This is a genomic window from Limnobacter litoralis (assembly GCF_030160455.1).
GTDB classification, from domain to species: domain Bacteria; phylum Pseudomonadota; class Gammaproteobacteria; order Burkholderiales; family Burkholderiaceae_B; genus Limnobacter; species Limnobacter litoralis.
In genome coordinates this window covers 1-18,307 of sequence record NZ_BSOJ01000021.1, presented here as the reverse complement: position 1 = coordinate 18,307, position 18,307 = coordinate 1, and the positions used below count along the sequence as shown (strand labels likewise).

The 18,307-nt window shown below is 55.4% G+C and carries 14 protein-coding genes; 11 read left to right on the top strand and 3 right to left on the bottom strand.

Translation table 11 applies throughout. The features are described 5' to 3' along the window. Positions 1–31: 31 nt before the first annotated feature. From QQJ87_RS10625 to QQJ87_RS10610, 4 genes are all read left to right on the top strand, one after another. Positions 32–1,246 (top strand): MFS transporter, encoded by a 1,215-nt coding sequence (locus QQJ87_RS10625; protein WP_284281695.1) that lies wholly within the window; start codon positions 32–34, stop codon positions 1,244–1,246. A 195-nt stretch (positions 1,247–1,441) separates the two neighbouring features. Continuing rightward, on the top strand, positions 1,442–2,338 hold the full coding sequence (locus QQJ87_RS10620) for an ABC transporter substrate-binding protein (protein ID WP_284281693.1): 897 nt from the start codon (positions 1,442–1,444) through the stop codon (positions 2,336–2,338). 8 nt (positions 2,339–2,346) lie between these two features. Further along, positions 2,347–5,145, top strand: a complete 2,799-nt coding sequence (locus tag QQJ87_RS10615) for a hybrid sensor histidine kinase/response regulator (protein WP_284281692.1) — start codon at positions 2,347–2,349, stop codon at positions 5,143–5,145. 100 nt (positions 5,146–5,245) lie between these two features. Further along, positions 5,246–6,208 carry an MBL fold metallo-hydrolase gene (locus tag QQJ87_RS10610; protein ID WP_284281691.1) on the top strand — a complete coding sequence of 321 codons (963 nt, stop codon included), beginning with the start codon at positions 5,246–5,248 and terminating at the stop codon, positions 6,206–6,208. An 18-nt stretch (positions 6,209–6,226) separates the two neighbouring features. Here the strand turns inward: QQJ87_RS10610 and QQJ87_RS10605 are convergent, their stop codons facing one another. Beyond that, complete coding sequence (locus QQJ87_RS10605; RefSeq protein WP_284281689.1) at positions 6,227–6,742, bottom strand: FKBP-type peptidyl-prolyl cis-trans isomerase; 516 nt, start codon at positions 6,740–6,742, stop codon at positions 6,227–6,229. Positions 6,743–6,764: 22 nt separating this feature from the next. Between QQJ87_RS10605 and QQJ87_RS10600 the strand changes: the two genes are divergently transcribed. Further along, positions 6,765–9,356: a glycosyltransferase gene (locus tag QQJ87_RS10600; RefSeq protein WP_284281688.1), complete on the top strand. Its 2,592-nt coding sequence runs from the start codon at positions 6,765–6,767 to the stop codon at positions 9,354–9,356. Next, entirely contained in the window at positions 9,353–11,026 is a 1,674-nt protein-coding gene (locus tag QQJ87_RS10595) for a sulfatase-like hydrolase/transferase (protein ID WP_284281687.1), read from the top strand. The genes QQJ87_RS10600 and QQJ87_RS10595 overlap by 4 nt, the downstream gene beginning before the upstream one ends. Before the next feature lie 12 nt (positions 11,027–11,038). On the opposite strand, the gene QQJ87_RS10590 is transcribed toward QQJ87_RS10595, so the two are convergent. Beyond that, positions 11,039–11,953 carry a LysR family transcriptional regulator gene (locus QQJ87_RS10590; RefSeq protein ID WP_284281686.1) on the bottom strand — a complete coding sequence of 305 codons (915 nt, stop codon included), beginning with the start codon at positions 11,951–11,953 and terminating at the stop codon, positions 11,039–11,041. Positions 11,954–12,078: 125 nt separating this feature from the next. Here QQJ87_RS10590 and QQJ87_RS10585 point away from each other — a divergent pair, with 125 nt between their 5' ends. The 5 genes from QQJ87_RS10585 to leuD all read left to right on the top strand — a co-directional run bounded on the left by QQJ87_RS10585 (position 12,079) and on the right by leuD (position 17,737). Beyond that, positions 12,079–13,422, top strand: coding sequence for an MFS transporter (locus QQJ87_RS10585; protein ID WP_284281685.1), 1,344 nt, complete (start codon positions 12,079–12,081; stop codon positions 13,420–13,422). 93 nt (positions 13,423–13,515) lie between these two features. Continuing rightward, entirely contained in the window at positions 13,516–14,721 is a 1,206-nt protein-coding gene (locus QQJ87_RS10580; RefSeq protein WP_284281684.1) for a CaiB/BaiF CoA transferase family protein, read from the top strand. Positions 14,722–14,733: 12 nt separating this feature from the next. Next, complete coding sequence (locus QQJ87_RS10575; protein ID WP_284281683.1) at positions 14,734–15,672, top strand: hydroxymethylglutaryl-CoA lyase; 939 nt, start codon at positions 14,734–14,736, stop codon at positions 15,670–15,672. Then, positions 15,660–17,084, top strand: coding sequence for a 3-isopropylmalate dehydratase large subunit (gene leuC, locus QQJ87_RS10570; RefSeq protein ID WP_284281682.1), 1,425 nt, complete (start codon positions 15,660–15,662; stop codon positions 17,082–17,084). The genes QQJ87_RS10575 and leuC overlap by 13 nt, the downstream gene beginning before the upstream one ends. Beyond that, positions 17,081–17,737 carry a 3-isopropylmalate dehydratase small subunit gene (gene leuD, locus QQJ87_RS10565; protein WP_284281681.1) on the top strand — a complete coding sequence of 219 codons (657 nt, stop codon included), beginning with the start codon at positions 17,081–17,083 and terminating at the stop codon, positions 17,735–17,737. The genes leuC and leuD overlap by 4 nt, the downstream gene beginning before the upstream one ends. A 195-nt stretch (positions 17,738–17,932) precedes the next feature. On the opposite strand, the gene QQJ87_RS10560 is transcribed toward leuD, so the two are convergent. After that, a partial coding sequence (locus QQJ87_RS10560) for an integrase core domain-containing protein (RefSeq protein WP_284281680.1) occupies positions 17,933–18,307 on the bottom strand: 375 nt, incomplete at its 5' end.

Genomic DNA, 18,307 nt, shown 5'->3' with positions numbered 1-18,307 from the left:
AACGCTCAAGGACCGTTGTCGGGGTACAAGAATGTCAGAAACAACCGCAGATTCTCTTTACCTGGAGGCGGGCACCCCCGCCTACCGGCAGGCCAACCTGGCCATGTTTCTGGGCGGGTTTGCCACCTTCTCCCTTCTGTACGGCCCTCAGCCCCTGTTGCCCCTGTTTGCCAGTTACTTTGGGGTGTCGCCGGCCGGTGCCAGCCTGACCCTGTCGGCGAGCACCGCTGCGCTTGCCTTTATGCTGATTCCCTTCAGCATGCTGTCTGATCGCTTTGGGCGTGGCACTTTGATGAAGTGTTCGCTGTTCGGGTCTGCTTTTTTCACGCTCTTGTTGCCTCTGGCTCACTCTTTGCCGCAGTTTCTGTTTCTGCGGGTGTTGCTCGGCGTGGCCATCGCGGGTTTGCCGGCCACTGCAATGGCCTGGCTGGGCGAAGAAATTGCCCCCAATGCACGGGGCCGTGCCATGGGTTTGTACATTGCGGGCAATGCCTTTGGTGGCATGAGCGGGCGCTTTATCATCGCGTTCATTACGGAATGGTCCAGCTGGCAAACCGCATTTTTGGTGTCTGGCCTGATTGGGCTGACAGCGGCGATGCTCTTTTGGCGCAACGTGCCCGATTCCCGGCACTTTCGGGCGCGCCCTATCCAGATTTCAAACCTGATCGCGGACCTGGGGCAGGTGTTGGGCGAACGGGGTTTGCAATGTTTGTTTTTGGTGTCATTCCTGTTGATGGGGGCTTTTGTAGCCCTGTACAACTACTTCGGGTTCAGGCTGGAATCGCCCGCCTACGGTTTGACTCAAACCACGGTCAGCGCCATTTTCCTGTTATACGCGCTTGGCACCGTGGCTTCGGCATGGACCGGTCGGCTGGTGGACAAAATCGGGCGTGGCAAGGTGTTGTGGCGTACGCTCGCCATCATGGCCTGTGGCCTTTTGTTCACGCAATTTCATTCGCTGTGGTTGGTGGTGCCTGGCGTGGCGCTGTTTACCATCGGCTTTTTTGGGTCCCATTCCACGGCCAGTGGCTGGGTGGGCGAACGGGCGGGCAGTCGCCGGGCCCTGGGCTCGGCCATTTATCTGACTGCCTACTATCTGGGCGGCAGTTTAATCGGTTCGCTGGCGGGTTACGCCTGGAGCTGGGGTGACTGGTTGGGTGTCAGTGCCGCCTTGGCCTGTTGCCTTGGCCTGATGCTGTGGCTGGCGCGCAGGCTGCCCCGACTGCCAAACAGGCAGATGGTTTGATGATGTAAGTCAAAACAGTCGTTCTTTCACCCCTCAATTTAATTGTTAAGTCACCCCCTATTTGTGGGAACATGCAAATGGGTGACTTGGCAACTTTCAACATTGTGGATGAAACGCATGAGACGGCTGGCTTCCAGACTATTCGTGTTAGGCGGGCTTTTGTGTCTACCTTTGATTTCGCGAGCGGATCTGACAGTGGCTATTTCTCGTTCGCCGCTGAGTTTGCCGCTGTTTGTGGCGCAAGACCAGGACCTGTTTCATAAAAATGGATTGACAGTCAAGGCTGTTGAGTGCCTGGGCGGGGTAAAGTGTCTGGACCTTGCACTGGAGGGCAAAGCCGACGTCATCACTTGCGCCGAAATTCCGGTGGTGCTGAACGCATTCAATCGAACCGATTATTCATTGATTGCCACTTTTGTGAGCAACAAGGACGACATGCGAATTGTCGCCAACACCGCCAGCCACATTCACAAACCTCGTGACCTGATCGGCAAAAGGCTGGGTGTAATCAACAAAGGCACTTCACAGTATTACGCTGACCTTTTCTTGTTGTTTTATCAAATTGACCCGGCGAGCGTGACGCATGTCAATTTGTCTGCCGAGGAACTGTTGCCCGCCCTGGAGGCAGGCAAAGTAGACGCCATTTCAGTGTGGGAACCACTTGGTGAGATTGCCCTGCGTGAGAACTCCCGTGATTACAAACGGTTAGAGGCACCATCTATCTATGCCCAAACCTTCAACCTGGTTGTGATGGATGCCATTAAAGATCAACATCGAGAAGACATCCAGAAATTGCTGAAAAGCGTCAAGCAGGCCATCGACATCATTCATCAAAATCCGGCTTACTCAAAAGCTCTGCTGGTGCACAGGCTTGACCTTCCCCTGGACGTTGTGAACAAGGTGTGGCGAGGTTTTCGTTATGAGCTGTCTCTGCGTCCCTCCCTGTTGACCACTATGCGAGGCCAGTTGAACTGGGCCATCGATTCTGGCTATGCGACTGGACCGAACAAGACTCCCAACTTGCTGGATGTCGTGGACCCTCAGCCGTTGAAGCGATTTGACCCAGCACTTGAGGGGTTGCAAAAGCCATGAGGCTCTCAATGCAAAAACGGCTGGAAACGCAGGTGAATGCTGCCTTTTTCGTCTGTTTATTCATCTTTTTACCCAGTGTGGTGTGGTTACTGAACCTGAACGAGGAGCGTCAGCACGTCAACGTCAATTACTTGCTGGCCGAAAGTGCATCGCAGGCCGGTTCTCGTCTGCTGCAACTGACCTATTCCATCAGTATGGATAAATCGCCGACCAGCATGCAGCAATGGAAAGGGGTACAGCTGCAGCTGGCTGACGATGTGGCCCAACTGGGCAGGGCCTTGCCGGGTGATGCTGATCTGGCACTGGTTCATGAAAAACTGGCGATACTGGATGAGTTGTACTCCGCTTTGGGCGAGCGAGATCAAATTTTGTCCCTGAACTTAAGGGATCAACGCATTTCTCTACTTGTAGAGCGCATGCTGAGTGAGGCGCATGAAATCACTGAGTTGGGTCATCATATTTCGTCGCGCTTGCGCATGGCACAGGCCCAACAAACGGACAGGCTGGTGTATGCATTCGGGCTGGCCCTTGGGGGGTTGATGCTGGCCATGGTGCTGGTGCAGTATTTTGTTCAAAAGCGCATCATTAAGCCGTTGCAGCAAATTGAAAACACCGCACGCAAGTTTCGCGCTGGTGATTTGTCAGCCAGGGTCGCCTTGCCAGACCGGGGGGACGAAATGGGTTCGCTCTCTCTGTTGCTCGATGACCTGGCCACAAGGTTAGAACATCGCATTCAGTCCCTTAGCACTCTGAACGAGCAGTTCGCCAGAGAAGTTCAACATCGCCAGGCTTCTGAGGAGCGTCTGGCCAAGGCGCTCGAGGCATCCCAATTGAACTTCAACCTGCTGGAATCCGCTGGGCGGGTTAGCGGTGTGGGCGCCTGGTTTCTGGACTTGCGCACCAATGAATTGAATTGGTCTCGCCAGACTTATCGCATTGCTGAAGCGCCAGAAAGCCACACACCCACGGTGGAACACACCTTGACCTTGTATCCTGGCGAAGCGTCAGCCCAGCTTGCCGCTGCATTGCAAGAAGCACAAACCTCGGGTGAAGCCATCGACCTTGAACTGCCGTTCATCACCTTCAAAGGCAGGCCCTTGTGGGTGCACGTGTTTGGCGAAGCTGAATTTGAGGTGACTAATGGTGAGCGAAAGGTCATCAAGCTGTTTGGCGCCTTTCAGGACATTTCAGAACGCAAACGCCAAGAATTCAGCTACCGACAGGCCAGGGAGTCAGCTGAGGCTGCAAACCGTACCAAAGGGGAGTTTCTGGCGAATATGAGCCATGAAATCAGGACCCCTTTGAACGCCATCGTCGGCATTGCTTACATCCTTCGTCAGTCCAAGCTGGATGCTGATCAGCTTGATTTGCTCCAAAAGCTCGAAATGTCGGGGCGAAATCTGATCGAACTGATTGGTGACATTCTGGATTTGTCAAAAATTGAAGCCGGGAAGATTGAACTGGAGGAGCATGAATTCACTGTTCATGAGGTTTTTGACTCATTGGCGGGCATCGCAACCGGATACTTGCTCAAACCGGGCGTTGACGTCATTTTTGCGCCAGAGTGCACCCTACCTGCGACCCTGATGGGCGATGGTACCAAGCTCAAGCAAGTGCTGGTCAATTTGCTGGGCAATTCACTGAAGTTCACTTCGTCGGGGTACGTCAAGGTGCGTGCCCATTTGCTGGAAATGACCGATCACGAATGCCAGGTGCAGTTTCGGGTTGAGGATTCCGGTATTGGCATGAACGAGGCCACCAAGGCCAAACTGTTTGGCAATTTCATGCAGGGCGATTCGAGCATTTCGCGGCGCTTTGGCGGCAGCGGCATCGGTCTTGCGCTTTCAGGTCGCCTTGTTGAACGCATGGGCGGAAAAATCGAGGTTGAAAGTACACCGGGCGTCGGTTCACGATTCACTTTTTCCCTGCGTTTCAAAACCTTGAATCAGGCCTTGATTCCGGTGCCCGATCTGGAACCGGTCAACTTGGTGCTGGTGGACTCTCAGCCCAAGCTGTACGACCCATTTCGGCATTTGGCAAGCCGGTTCAAAATGCACGATGTGTTGTGTGCACCCAATCCAGATGCCTTGTTTGAACTGCTGCCCAACGCCTTGGACACTTTGCGTCAGCGTTCGGTCGTAGTGGTGGTAGACCCAAGGCGCATCAAGCGGGCTAAGCGTCAGGAAATTGAGGCGCGGCTGTTGAACGCCGGTGCGGCGAACTGCCAGTTTATAGGGTTGGAACGTTTGGCCATGCCGAACGATGAGGCTTGCAAGGCTGAGCATGTGTTGATGGTGAATATGAAGTTGCCAGTCACGCCCGGTGTGTTTTGCAGCAGTTTGCTCAAAGTATTGCACATTGAGCGCTTGGCCCGCCCTGAGTTTGAGACAGTAACGATGATGTCCGCTGACACCCTGGCCGGCTTGACTGTGTTGGCGGTGGACGACAATCAGTTGAATTTGAAGATTTTGAGAAAAATTCTGGTTAATCACGGTGCGTCAGTTATTCAGGCGGGTAACGGCGAAGAGGCTTTGCGGGAAATTGAAAACCACAGGGCAGAAATTGATGTTTGCTTGATGGACGTGCAGATGCCCGTGATGGACGGGCTTGAGGCTTGCCGCCAAATTCGCTTACGCACAGACATGGCAGATTTGCCCGTGCTGGCACTGACGGCTGGCGCCATGCTGGCTGAGCACCAAGACGCTTGGGCCGCCGGCATGAATGCGGTGCTGACCAAACCCCTGGATGTGCACAAGGTGCTGTATGAAATTCGTCATTGGGTCACGCAGCGGGCCATCAAACACTGATTTTAATTATTGCAATAATTAAAACCGACTGAACATCCAGTCTCTTGATTTTTGCTATATTGGCTGCTCCAAATGTCACACATTTCAACAAGGAGCAGTAATGAAACGTACAGTGACCGCATTGGCCATCAGCATGGCCGTTCTCGCAGGTGGCTTGGCAGCCGCCAACACCGCATCCGCAGCAGCCCCCATGGTTAAAACACAGGCCCCAGGCTACTACCGGGTCATGTTGGGTGATTTTGAAATTACTGCACTGTCAGATGGCACCGTCAAGCTGCCAGTGACCAAGCTGTTGCAGGAAGACGCCAAGAAAACCGACAAGGTGTTGAAAAAGCACTTTCTCGATGACGACGTGGACACCTCTGTGAACGCCTATCTGGTGAACACTGGCAGCAAGCTGGTGTTGATTGACACGGGTGCGGCAGGCTTGTTTGGCCCCACATTGGGCAACGTGCTGGCCAATCTGGAAGCGGCAGGTTACAAGCCAGAGCAGGTGGACGACGTGGTGATTACCCACATGCACCCCGACCACGTGGGCGGTTTGATGCACGACGGCAAAATTGCATTTCCAAACGCCACCTTGCACATCGACAAGAAAGACACCGATTACTGGCTGAGCAAAGAAAACATGGAAAAGGCGCCCAAAGACAAACAGGGCTTTTTTCAGGGTGCCATGGCGTCGGTCAACCCCTACGCCGATACGGGCAAGCTGAAACCCTTTGACGGCGTGACCGAGATTGTGCCGGGCATCAAGGCCATTCCAACCGCAGGCCACACGCCTGGCCACACCGAATACGAAGTGGACAGCAAAGGCCAGAAGTTCATGGTGTGGGGTGATCTGATTCACGTGGCGGCAGTTCAATTTGCCAACCCCGTGGTGACCATCGGGTTTGATTCAGACCCCAAAACCGCACGCAAGGCCCGTGAAAAAGAGTTCGCCAACGCCGCCAAACAGGGCTACCTGGTTGCAGGCAGCCATCTGTCATTCCCTGGCATTGGCCATTTGGTGAAAAACGGCAAGGGTTACACCTTCTTGCCGATCAACTACCATGGCTTGAAGTAAAGCCCTTGTTGTTTGGCGTCAGTTAATCTCAAACAACTCGACGTCAAACAGCAGGTCGGTGTTGGGCGGAATAGGGCCCGCACCGCGTGAACCATAGGCGGTGGCCGATGGGCAAAAAATGGTTGCCCGGTCACCGACTACCATCTCGCACACCGCTTGTGTCCAGGCGGGAATTACCTGATTCAAACCAAATGAAATGGTTTCGCCACGGCGAAATGAACTGTCGAAGACGCGGCCATCCAAAAAGGTGCCTTCGTAATGCACCGTCACTTTTGATTTGGGTGTCGGCTTGACAGTGCCAGTGCCGCGTTTGGTGAATGTGATTTTGACGCCGGATGGCAGTGTGATTTCGTCGCTCATGGTGTGTACCGCAGTGGGATGAATAAAACCCGATTGTACCGCCAGTTCATCCAGCAAGCCTCTTGGGGCGTTTAAGTGATGGGGGCTTTGTGCACGCGCGGCTTTGGTGTTGCGTTCAAAGTGCTTGAATTGCCTGCGTGTTACTCTTGCTGCTTGCCTTCTTGCGAATTTCACCGCGTTATTTGAGTGTCGTTGTATGCCGTCCATTCTTGCGCTTTGCGCATTTGTCTTGATGGTTCTGGGTGGGTATGGTTATGTCAATCAGCCTATCGATGAGCCGCCCTGGCCACAGGTCATACCGGGGTTTTCGTTTTCGCCTTTTCAGGAAGGGCAAAACCCGCTCGAGAACAAGCTACCCAACAAGGCCGACATTCAAAGCGACCTCAAGCTATTGCAAGGCAAAACCAACGCCATACGCACTTACACGGTCGATGGCGTGTTTGCTGACATTCCTGCGCTGGCCGACCCGTACGGGCTGAATGTGGCCTTGGGCGCCTGGATCAGCCCCGATTTGAAAGCCAACCGCCGCGAAATTGACCGCCTGCTGGAGGTGGCCAACACCCCGCCTTACAACGTGGTGCGCCTCATTGTGGGCAACGAGGTGCTGCTGCGTAAAGACCTGCCACAAGCCCAGCTTGAAAGTTATCTGGATGAAGTGCGCGCCAAAACCGACATTCCGGTCAGCACCGCTGAGCCTTGGCACGTGTGGCTGAAGCACCCGGAGCTTGCACAGCACGTGGATTTTATCGCGGTGCATTTGCTGCCTTTCTGGGAGGGCATTGCGCTCGACCATGCGGTCGATTTTACGATGGAGACGTATCACAAGCTTCAAGCCACCTTTCCGGGCAAACCCATCGTCATTTCGGAAGTGGGTTGGCCCAGCCAGGGCCGAACCATCAAACAGGCGGTGGCTTCGCAGGCCAATCAAGCCAAATTCCTCAGACGTTTCATTCACAAGGCCGAGCAAGAGGGCATTGTGTTTTACGTGATGGAAGCCTTTGACCAACCCTGGAAGGCCGGCATAGAGGGCAGCGTGGGCGGGCACTGGGGCGTTTTTGACGCAGCGCGCGAGCAGAAATTTGAAATGCGCAGCCCCATCATTGCCATTCCACAGTGGAAGTTGCTGGCGACCGCATCTATCGTAGTGGCTTTGTTAATGACAGTGCTGCTGCTGACGGATGCGGGGGGCCTTAAAAACAGTGGGCGCGCGTTTTTGATGTTCAATGCGTTTTTTGCGTCGTCGCTGATTATTTATGTCATTTACGACTTCACCCTGCAGTACTACACCTGGGCCAGCGTGTTGGTGGCCGCCCTCTTGTTGTTGGGTGTGGTCGGCGTGTTCGTGATTGTGCTGGCCGAGGCGCATGAATGGGCCGAAGCCATGTGGTACCAGCGCCGCAGCCGCCTGCTGGCAGTGCCCACGCAGGTGCCGTCATCGGCCAATCAGCCCTTTGTGTCTGTGCATGTGCCTGCCTATGAAGAACCGCCCGCCATGCTGATTGAAACGCTGAATGCGCTGGCCCGGCTGGATTATCCAAATTTTGAAGTGATTGTGGTGGACAACAACACCGAGGATGAACGCACCTGGAAACCCGTGCAGAACCACTGCGCGGTGTTGGGGGCACGCTTTCGGTTTTTTCACGTCAAACCCCTGGCTGGTTACAAGGCTGGGGCGCTGAATTACGCCTTGGAGCGCACCAGCCCAAAAGCGGAGGTGGTCGCTGTCATTGACGCGGACTACAAAGTGCGCCCCAACTGGCTGAAAGACCTGGCCCCCCAGTTTGAAAACCCCGACATCGCCATTGTGCAGGCCCCGCAAGATTATCGCGATGGCCAGGACAGCCTGTTCAAAGCGCTGTGCTACGCCGAGTACAAGGGTTTTTTCCATTTGGGCATGGTGACCCGAAACGAGCGCAACGCCATCATTCAGCACGGCACCATGACCATGGTGCGCAGGTCTGCGCTTGAAGCTGCGGGCAAGTGGGGGGTGACCACAATTACTGAGGACACAGAACTTGGCCTGCGCATTCTTGAACAAGGCCATGAGGCCGTGTACATCGACCAAAGTTACGGTCAGGGTTACATTCCAGACACCTTCACGGATTACAAAAAACAGCGGCACCGCTGGGCGTATGGGGCCATGCAGATTTTGCGCGAGCACGCACGGCCACTGACAGGCCTAACCCCCAGTAGTTTGAGTGCCGGGCAGCGTTACCACTTTTACGCAGGTTGGCTGCCCTGGATCGCAGACGGCTTCAACCTGATTTTCACGGTGTTGGCGATGTTGTGGTCGGGCCTGATGCTGTACGACCCGGTGTACTACAACGCGCCGCCCATGCTGATCAGCGTGGTGCCCATCCTCTTTTTCATCTTCAAGGTGACCAAGTTGATTACGCTGTATGTGGGGCAGGTTAAAACAGGTTTTCGAACTGCATTGGCGGCAACTTTGGCAGGCTTGTCGCTGAGTTACACCATCGGGCGCGCCACGCTGGCGGGGTTGTTTATTGGCCGCAAAATTCCGTTTATCCGCACCCCAAAAATGGCAGCCCGCATAGCGGTGCTGCGCGCCATGAATGCTGCAAGGGATGAAACCTTACTGGCGGCTACATTGCTGGCGCTATTGGTTCTGATTTACCTCCGTTTGGGTTTTGAGACGCGTGAGAACCTCGCTTGGTGCCTGGTGCTTTTCTCTCAAAGCCTGCCTTTTATTGCCGCTTTTGTGGTGTCGCTGATCAGCGCGATGCCCCAGCGCGTGCGGCCAGTTGCACAAGAACAAACCAGACCATGAATCAAGCTGTAACCCACCCTTCCGCTGACCCAGTGTTCAGGGCCTCTCGCCGACATGCGCTTGGCCTGCTACTTGCGCTGCTGTTTTTGAATGCCTCACTCAGCTTCATGGCCGTGTGGCCGACCATTCTGGTCAAACCCGATTGGCTTTTGGCACCCGAGTTTATCTTGCTGGTGGCAGCTTTGTCGGTCTGGCTGGCATGGCGGGGTCAGAGGCCTGTGCCAAATGCAGCGGGTTGGCTGGCTGGTTTTTATTTGGTGATGGTGGTTGCGCACTACGCCGATGTGGTGGTGCCCAATGTGTTGGGGCGTGAAATCAACCTGTACTGGGACGCGCCCCAGTTGCCCCGTTTCATCTGGGTGACCGCCAAGGGCAACCCGTGGTGGGTGTCCGCACTGGCCATTGTGGCCGTGGGTTTGCTGGTGTGGGTGCTGCATCGCCTTTTCCGGGTGGCGTTCTCGGCCTTGTTGACTGGCTTACAACCCGTGGCGCGCAAGGTGTGGTGGTGGCTGTTGGTGTTGCCCCTGTGTGGCGTGGTGTTTGCCAATTACGCTGGGGTTGAAATCACCTTCAAAGTGTTGTGCAAGCCGGTGTTGCCCACCTACGCCCGCGAGGCCCAGCGTTTGTGGTACGCCTTTTCGCCTGAGGGTGCGGCCAAGCTGCTGCCCCCAACGACCGTGGTTAATGCAGCTATGGACGAGCCCAAAGGCACGCCCCTGGCCACGCTGAACCACCGCGATGTGATGGTGATGTTTCTTGAAACCTATGGCGCCATGCTGTACGACCAGCCCGACGCATCCGCCGCAGTTCAAGGGTCACGGGAGAAACTGCAACAGGCCATTCGTGCGGGTGGTCGAGATGTAGTGTCTGCCTTTTACACTTCACCGACCGTCGGTGGAGGCAGCGATCTGGCCCACATGTCGCTGTTGTCGGGCATCGATTTGAATCTGAAGCAGCCACGCCGGTTCGACGTATTCATGACCCAAAACAGACCCACCTTGATCAGCCTGTTCAAGCGCGAGGGTTACCAAACGTTTGGGCTTTATCACTCTGTGTTTTGGGACTGGATTGAACGGTCTGTGTATGGTTACGACACTTACGTGGACGGGCCAGCCTTGGGCTACAAAGGGCCTGCTTTTGGGTACTGGAAAATTCCGGATCAGTTCGCCATTGCGCGCTTTCAGCAGATGTACCCCATTCACAAAGACACGCCGCCCCGGTTCATATTCTTTCCGACCATTTCGACTCACTTTCCGTTTTGTCAGGTGCCGCCTTATCAACCCGACTGGCAGCGCGTGTTGGGGCCGCACCCCTTCGATGACGAGGCCGTGGCCAAGGCGCAAGCGGAGCCTGTGCAGTGGCAAAACTTCCGCCCCGACTACCTGCGCACCATCAATTACGAGCACACCTGGCTGGCAGGCTTCTTTCAAAAGCCCGACAAGCGGCCCATGGTTTACATCCTGCTGGGCGACCACCAGCCAGTGGGTAGCGTGACCCACGGGGAGGTGTCTTGGGACGTGCCCGTGTTTATTGTGTCTGACGATGAAAAGCTGTTGGATCGATTCCGCGCGGCTGGGTTCTCGAATGGTTTGACACCCGCGCACCGAAAGTCGCTGGGGGAGATGAATGCACTGACGGGTGTGCTGTTGAAGGCGTTCGGGCCTAACTGACCATTGATCGATTCAAGTGATGTTTGTTTTTTCGGCCATTTCAACCAGTGCCTTGGCAGGATCGGACAGCGCTAGACGATTTTTCATGGCCAGCAGCAAATGCCGTTTTGATCGTATTCCGGTCAGGCTGGTCATTCTCAATCCCAGGGATTTAACGATGGGGGTTACGCTTTTTCTGGGCAATACTCCAATGCCAATGCCCACGTCGATCATACGGCACACTTCGTCAAAGCCACGCACCTGCACTCGAAGGGTTAAAACCCGACCCACGGCGTCTGCGGCTGCTGCAATGTGTCGCATCAGCGAGGTGGCCCGGTCCAGGCCGATCAGGTCATAGGCCGCCACGTCTTCGATACGGGCCTCGCTGTGCCGCGCCAGCGGGTGGTCTGGTCGAGTAATCAGCACCAATTCGTCTGTGTCGCAGCGCACAGTTTCAAGCCCCTCAGCAGGGGTGTTGTCGCCGATTATCCCCAACTCGGCGTTGCCGCGGGCCACAGCACGCACAATGTCTGCGCTCAGTGCATCTTCCAGGTCCAGGCGAACCGATGGATAGGCTTTGGTGTACTCGGCCAGCAAAGCGGGTAAAAAGCCGGTAAAAGCAGAGGTGTTGGCCCACAGTTTCAGGTGGCCTACTGCGCCTTGCTGAAAGTCCTGCATGGCGATTGACAGGTGTTCAAGCCCGGCAATGATGTCAATGGCGTGCCGCATGAAGGTCAATCCGCTGGGTGTGGCTAACACGCCTTTTTTTCCACGGCTCAACAGGGTGGTGCCCAGGTGGGTCTCCAGCTCCGAGATGCGTCGGCTGGCGGCAGCCACGCTGATGCCGAATCGTTCAGCACCCAGCGTCAGGCTTCCACTCTCGACTGTGGCCACAAAGAGCCTTAGCGAGATGAGGTCGAAACGGCTGAGATTGATGGGCACGGACATGTCTTATCCTTAACTTTTGGTTAAGGATAGCTCAATCAATTGCGAATCCAAAGTCAATCAAAAGTTTTAGGATTTTCCTGTACCCGATTAAAACCATAACTGATGTGAAACGGAGACTGAACCTCATGCAATCCATTGCACGCACTGATTCCACGCATACCCAACCCTGGTATGCAGGCCTGACCCCCAAACACTGGAGAATTTTGACAGCAAGCTGGCTGGGCTGGGTGTTTGACGGCTATGAAGCTTACGCCCTGTTCATCGTGATGCCCTTTGTGTTGAAAACGATGCTGACCGCCGACATGGTGGCGAACAAACCCGTATACGCTGGCTTGGCCATCGGCATTACATTGCTGGGTTGGGGCATCGGTGGCATGGTGGGTGGCGTGCTGGCCGACTATGTGGGCCGCAAGCGCATGATGGTGTATTCCGTGTTCTTTTATGCGCTATTCACTGGCATGACGGCATTTGCCAGCAACTTCTGGGTGTTTTGCTTCTTGCGCTTCATCACCGGCCTGGCCATGGGTAGCGAATGGAGCACTGGCGTGGCTCTGCTGGCTGAAACATGGCCCAACAAGGCTCGCCCCAAGGGCGCTGGTTTTCTGCAGTCCGGCTTTGGATTTGGCACCTTGTTTGCGGCGGTGGCCTGGATGGTGCTTAGCCAGACCAACCCCTTGGGCGAAAACACCTGGAGACTGGTGTTCATCGTGGGCGCCTTGCCTGCATTATTCTGCCTGTACATTCGCCGTGCTGTAGACGAGTCTGAAAAATGGGTGGCTGCCGTGCGTGCTCAGCGTTGGGCGACCAACGGTGGCAAAAACGGCACCGGGTCCACAAAGCGCCCGTTCACATTGACGGAGATTTTCCGCGAGCCCGAGAGCCGCAAACGCACTTTGCTGGCTTTCTTGTTGTCGCTGTCTGCCACTGTGGGTTGGTGGGCCATTTCAGCCCTGTTGCCCGGCTTTGCGGTGCACATGGCCCAAACGTTGGGTGAAGCAACGCCCGCCGTGTGGGGTCTGCGTGCCGCGCTGGTTTACACAACAGGTGCTGTGGTAGCTTACGTGCTGTCGGGCTTTCTGGCCGACATGCTGGGTCGCAGGCTCTTCCTGGTGTTCACTTACGCGGGCTCATTGTTGCTGACACTGATTACCTACCAGTGGACCCACTCCATTGAAGGCTTGATGGTGGCCAGTTTTGTCAACGGCTTTTTCACCCTGGGCTGCGCCTACTCCTGGATGGCGATTTACCCTGCTGAACTGTTTGGCTCGAGTGTTCGCGCCACGGCCGCCTCGTTCATCTTCAATGCCGCACGTTTGATTGCCTGGGTCTTCCCGATTGTGGCTGGCACCATCGTCAAGACATTTGGCGGTGCACCGCAGGCGGCCACCAGCATTGGTCTGATCTACCTCATCGGTTTGGTGGTGCCTTGGTTCATGCCTGAAACGCGCAATCAGGATCTGCCGGACTAGTTCCAGCGCTTTTTTTCACCTCCACCCCCTTCTTAGTCGTTGTGGCCGGGCGGGCCTGATGGTCCCGCTCGCCCTGAAAAAAGGAATATCACCATGAGCAAACCCGATTCCAAGTTGCCTTTGACCGGCGTGCGGGTGCTTGAGTTGGGCACCTTGATTGCCGGGCCCTATGCAGCCAGCGTTCTGGCGCAGTTTGGGGCAGAAGTCATCAAGGTGGAGTCACCCAGTGATGGCGACCCTTTGCGCAATTGGCGCAAATTGCATGAGGGCACCTCGCTGTGGTGGTACTCACAAAGCCGCAACAAAAAATCACTGACGCTGGACCTTAAGCACGAAAAGGGACAAGCGGTGGTGCGCAAACTGGTGGAATCAGCCGACATCGTGATTGAAAACTTTCGACCCGGCACACTGGAGAAGTGGAACCTCGGTTGGGAGGCATTGCATGCGATCAACCCCAACATGAACATGGTGCGAGTGTCGGGTTACGGGCAAAGTGGCCCATACCGTGACAGACCCGGCTTTGCAGCCATTGCTGAATCTCTGGGTGGCATGCGTTATCTGGCTGGCTACCCTGACCGCCCCCCAGTGCGCGTCGGGGTCAGCATTGGCGACACGCTGGCCTCCCTGTACGGGGTCATCGGCGCTTTGCTGGCGCTGCATCATCACAAGGTCAATGGTGGTCAGGGGCAGTTGATTGATGTGGCCCTTTACGAAGCTGTATTCGGTTGCATGGAAAGTCTGATCCCAGAGTTCTCTGCTTTTGGATTTGTGCGCGAACGGTCCGGTGCCTCGCTACCTGGCATTGCCCCATCGAACACCTACCCCTGTCGCGATGGCAATTACGTCATCATCGCTGGCAATTCAGACAGCATCTTCAAGCGCTTGATGGTGGCCATTGAGCGCCCCGATCTTGCGGAAGACCCCCAACTGGCCCGCAATGAGGGCCGCGTCGCCCGTGTGGACATGCTGGATGGCGCCATTTCAGGCTGGACCACCCGGCATGATTTGGAACATGTGCTGGCCGTGCTGGAAAAAGCGGCGGTGCCTTGCGGGCGCATATACAACGCGGAAGACATTGCCAGAGACCCGCACTACAAGGCCCGCGACATGCTGGAAGAACACCAGCTGCCCAATGGCGATCAAGTTACTTTTCCCGGCATTGTACCGAAGTTGTCGGAAACGCCGGGTCAGACCCGTTGGCTGGGCCCTCAACTGGGCCAGCACACCGGAGAAATTCTTCAGCAATTGGGCATGTCCGAGCAGGAAGTGGCCGAACTGCGACAACAGGGCGTCGTTTAACAGGGGGCAAACATGACAGACAGCACACAGAAAAGGCTTTTTATTCAGGAGGTGTCGGTGCGCGACGGCTTCCAGATGGAACCTGAATTTATTCCGACTGACGACAAGATCCGCTTGATCAACCAAATTTCAAGAACCGGGGTGAGCAAGATCGAAGTCACCTCGTTCACCTCACCCAAGGCCATTCCCACCTTGGCCGACGCTGAGGAGGTGATGAAATCCATTGACCGGGTTGACGGTGTGGAATACGCAGCCTTGGTGCCCAATGTGCGTGGCTGCGAACGGGCCTTGAGTTGTGGCACGGATGAAATCAATGCGGTGATGTCGGCCAGTGAGAGCCACAACCAGGCCAACCTGCGCATGGGTCGAACTGATTCATTGCAACAGATCAGAGCCATCTCTGAACTTGTCGGTACACAGGCAGTTGTGAACGTTTCTCTTTCCACGGCCTTTGGTTGCCCTTTCGATGGCGATGTTCCGGCCACGGAAATTATTCGTCTCGTTGATCAGCTTGCCTCATTGGGTGTCAAGCGCCTCACGCTGTGTGACACCACTGGTATGGCCAATCCAGTTCAGGTGGCGGCCTTGTTCCGGCAGGTCGGTGCCACTTTTCCTGGCCTGGTGCTAACAGCACACTTTCACAACACGCGTGGCATGGGGCTGGCCAATGCCGTTGCTGCATGGCAAACGGGTGTGGTTCATTTCGATTCTTCATTGGGCGGTTTGGGTGGCTGCCCTTATGCACCTGGTGCCAGTGGCAACGTTTGTACAGAGGACATGGTTCACATGTTCAATGCCATGGGTTTAACAACGGGCGTGTCCTTGGAGGCTTTGCTGGACTGCGCCCGTGCTCTGCAAACCTTGGTTCACCGTGATTTACCGGGTCAGGTTTTGAAAGCGGGTCCATCCACTCGCCGCTACACGCGCAAGGGGGCAACATGCCAGGCTTGACGCTGTTTGAAAAATTGTGGCGTAGCCACGTTGTCGGCGATGAAGACGAGCAGGGCGAAGGCCCAAGTCTGTTGTACATCGATCGTCATCTGGTTTACGAAGTCACCAGTCCACAGGCCTTTGAAGGATTGAGAATTGGCAATCGGCGACCCTGGCGTGCGGACACCGTGCTGGCCACGGCAGACCACAATGTACCCACACGCCATCGTGAACTGGGCAGTCGCGGCATTCAGGACACGCATTCCCGCCTGCAAGTGCAGCAGCTGGAAAAGAATTGTCAGGAGTTCGGAATAAGACAGTTTGGTTTGGGCGACCCTCGGCAGGGCATCATCCATGTGATCGGCCCCGAACAGGGCGCAACCCTGCCCGGAATGACCGTTGTGGCCGGCGACTCACACACCAGCACACATGGCGCTTTTGCTGCGCTGGCTTTTGGCGTCGGTACATCCGAAGTTGAGCATGTGTTGGCCACTCAATGCCTGTTGGTGAATCGCATGAAAACCATGCTGGTGCGGGTCGATGGTGTTCTTAATCCAGGTGTTACAGCCAAAGATGTGATTCTTCACGTTATCGGTCTGTTGGGCACCGCGGGTGCCACGGGTTATGCACTTGAATTTGCGGGCACGGCCATCTCGGCACTTTCGATGGAAGGTCGAATGACTTTGTGCAACATGGCCATTGAGGCGGGTGCGCGCGTGGGTTTGGTCGGAGTGGATGACAAAACCCTTGCTTATGTGCGTGAGCGACCCATGGCGCCTGAGGCGCAACACCGTCAAATGGCTGAGCAATATTGGCGCACCTTGGTCAGTGATGCAGATGCAGAGTTTGACCAGATTGTGTTGATTGATGCAGAACGGGTGCAGGCCATGGTGACTTGGGGCACTTCGCCAGAAATGGTGGTGCCGTTGGCTGGCAAGGTGCCTGACCCCATAAACGAAACGGATCCCATCAAAGCGGCCAGCATGCAAAAGGCATTGGACTACATGGGTTTGCAAGCTGGCACACCCATGCAGCAGATTTCAGTGGACAAGGTGTTCATTGGTTCATGCACCAACGCGCGCATTGAGGATTTGCGGGCGGCGGCGGCCGTGTTGAAAGGCAAATACCTGGCACCCAATGTCAAGCAGGCGCTGGTGGTGCCCGGTTCAGGCTTGGTCAAAGCCATGGCAGAAGCAGAGGGTCTAGATGAGATTTTCCGGTCGGCTGGCTTTGAGTGGCGCGAGCCCGGCTGCTCGATGTGCCTGGGTATGAATGAAGATCGCCTGAACCCGGGTGAGCGCTGTGCGTCCACATCCAACCGGAATTTCGAGGGTCGACAGGGTGCTGGCGGCAGAAGTCACTTGGTTAGCCCGGCGGTTGCTGCGGCAACAGCGATAGCGGGTCATTTTTCTGCGGGTGAGGCATTGCAATGAAAAAGCTCAATCTGTTTACCGGCCTTGTTGCACCGCTTGATCGCAGCAATGTAGACACCGACGCACTCATTCCGAAGCAGTACATCAAATCCATTCGCAAAAGCGGTTTCGGCCCCTTTCTGTTCGATGAATGGCGTTACCTTGACCAGGGCGAGCTGGACAAGGACCCTGCAAGTCGACAGCCCAACCCCGAGTTTGTATTGAACCAGCCGCAGTACGCCGATGCCACCATTTTGCTGAGTCGTGAGAACTTTGGCTGTGGCTCCAGCCGGGAGCACGCCGTGTGGGCACTGGAGAATTACGGCTTTCGAATGGTGATTGCCACCAGCTTTGCCGATATCTTTTATGGGAATTGCTTCAAGAATGGGGTGTTGCCGATCGCTTTGCCTGCCGCGCAGATAGAGATCCTGTTTCAGGCCGTGCAGGCCAAGCCTGGCTATACCCTGACATTGGATCTGTTCAGTCAACTGTTGTTGACCCCGGACGGCCGAGACATTCATTTCGAAGTGGAGGAGGGGCGCAAGAATCGGCTGATTCAAGGCCTGGATGACATTGCACTGACCTTGACTTTGGCTGACCGGATCATGCGTTACGAGGCACAACGCAAGACGACCGAGCCCTGGCTGTTCGCCAGCAGGCAGGCCTCGCAATAAGTTGGGCAAACGCATAAAATGCGCCCTTAGATCCGAATGAGCTGATTTCAGGTCTTTTTGTTAGCGACCAGGTTGTAACCCTGTTTCACTGCGCCCAGACCAGACCCGATTTGGTTTTGAGGAACATATTCCTCCGTGTATTCCGAAAAGCTTAAACTGACCTTGCCCTCAAATAATGGATACGTTAACTGGTCTCTAAGCGGCTCGTCCCCTCGGTTGGTTTTGAGCCAGTTTTTCAAACTCCATTGGGCTGCGGTAGCCCAGTGTTGAATGAAGCCGTTCACTGTTATAAAAGTGTATCCAATCCATCACTTCGTGCCGAGTTTGTTCGGCTGATTTCAGTGGTTCTCCATGGATTCTCGCCACCTTAAGTTTGCCCCATAGGCTCTCGGTAGGCGCATTGTCCCAACAATCGCCTTTCCTGCTCATGGAACTGACCATCCCATAAGCCTTCAGCGCATCTTGGAATAACTGACCACAGTATTGGCTACCTCGGTCGCTATGAACAATGACCCCACGAGGCTGCTTACGCCTGAACCAGGCCATCCGTAATGCATCGACCACCATTTC

Coding starts and splice junctions, on each gene's coding strand:
- QQJ87_RS10625 (WP_284281695.1), top strand. CDS start 32: ATGTCAGAAACAACCGCAGATTCTCTTTACCTGGAGGCGGGCACCCCC.
- QQJ87_RS10615 (WP_284281692.1), top strand. CDS start 2,347: ATGCAAAAACGGCTGGAAACGCAGGTGAATGCTGCCTTTTTCGTCTGT.
- QQJ87_RS10610 (WP_284281691.1), top strand. CDS start 5,246: ATGAAACGTACAGTGACCGCATTGGCCATCAGCATGGCCGTTCTCGCA.
- QQJ87_RS10600 (WP_284281688.1), top strand. CDS start 6,765: ATGCCGTCCATTCTTGCGCTTTGCGCATTTGTCTTGATGGTTCTGGGT.
- QQJ87_RS10595 (WP_284281687.1), top strand. CDS start 9,353: ATGAATCAAGCTGTAACCCACCCTTCCGCTGACCCAGTGTTCAGGGCC.
- QQJ87_RS10590 (WP_284281686.1), bottom strand. CDS start 11,953: ATGTCCGTGCCCATCAATCTCAGCCGTTTCGACCTCATCTCGCTAAGG.
- QQJ87_RS10585 (WP_284281685.1), top strand. CDS start 12,079: ATGCAATCCATTGCACGCACTGATTCCACGCATACCCAACCCTGGTAT.
- QQJ87_RS10580 (WP_284281684.1), top strand. CDS start 13,516: ATGAGCAAACCCGATTCCAAGTTGCCTTTGACCGGCGTGCGGGTGCTT.
- QQJ87_RS10575 (WP_284281683.1), top strand. CDS start 14,734: ATGACAGACAGCACACAGAAAAGGCTTTTTATTCAGGAGGTGTCGGTG.
- leuC (WP_284281682.1), top strand. CDS start 15,660: ATGCCAGGCTTGACGCTGTTTGAAAAATTGTGGCGTAGCCACGTTGTC.
- leuD (WP_284281681.1), top strand. CDS start 17,081: ATGAAAAAGCTCAATCTGTTTACCGGCCTTGTTGCACCGCTTGATCGC.